The 762-nt window shown below is 65.7% G+C and carries 1 protein-coding gene and 1 pseudogene; both read right to left on the bottom strand.

Translation table 11 applies throughout. The features are described from left to right. Positions 1-317 (bottom strand): proton-translocating transhydrogenase family protein (locus P3C39_RS32855; protein ID WP_275955082.1); only part of this gene is annotated, 317 nt, incomplete at its 3' end. Next, positions 314-762 (bottom strand): annotated as a pseudogene (locus P3C39_RS32850) (NAD(P)(+) transhydrogenase (Re/Si-specific) subunit alpha); the annotation flags it as partial. The pseudogene P3C39_RS32850 and the gene P3C39_RS32855, both read right to left, overlap by 4 nt.

Genomic DNA, 762 nt, shown 5'->3' with positions numbered 1-762 from the left:
CCGGAGGCGGCAATGCCGACCGCAAGCAGCGCACCGACGACGATGACAGAGGAAATGGCGTTGGTGACCGCCATCAGCGGCGTGTGCAGCGCCGGGGTCACCGACCAGACGACATAATAGCCGACGAAGATCGCCAGGATGAAGATGGCGAAGCGGAAGACAAAGGGATCGATGGCGCCGCCGGACAGCGCGTGCGCGGCATCGCCCGCTGCATCGGCGCCGCCGGGGGCATTGGCCAGATTCTGCACCGCAAGCCGGACGGCGGCGGACGCCTGATCGAGTTGGTCGAGGGCTTTCTGCAAAGTCTGATCCATCACGCGATCCCCTTCGGCTTGGCAGCAGCCGATTTCCTAGGCGCTGCTTTCTTCGGCGCGGCGGCGTCGGCAACCATGGTCTTGGCCGGGATCGCCGCCGGCTCGACATGCGGTTGTTCCGCCGCTTTGGCAAAAGCCGGATGCACGACCTTGCCGCCGTCGGTCAGCATGGTTGCCTTGACCAGGTCGTCGTCGCGGTTGATGGCGAGCGTCTTCGTCGTCTTGTCGACCAATGTCTCGAGGAAGGCGAACAGGTTGCGGGCGTAGAGCAGCGAGGCGGATGCAGCGACGCGGCCGGGCACGTTGAGATGGCCAACGATCTTGACGTTGTTGGCGGTGGTGACGACCTGACCCGCCACGGCGCCTTCGACATTGCCGCCGCGCTCGACGGCGAGGTCGACCAGCACCGAGCCCGGCTTCATCGAAGCGACCATGGCCGCCGAAACCA

The organism is Mesorhizobium sp. XAP4 (assembly GCF_029269325.1).
Lineage (GTDB): Bacteria > Pseudomonadota > Alphaproteobacteria > Rhizobiales > Rhizobiaceae > Mesorhizobium > Mesorhizobium ciceri.
The sequence above is the reverse complement of the archived record's forward strand: the minus strand, read 5'-3'. Positions and strand labels throughout refer to the sequence as shown.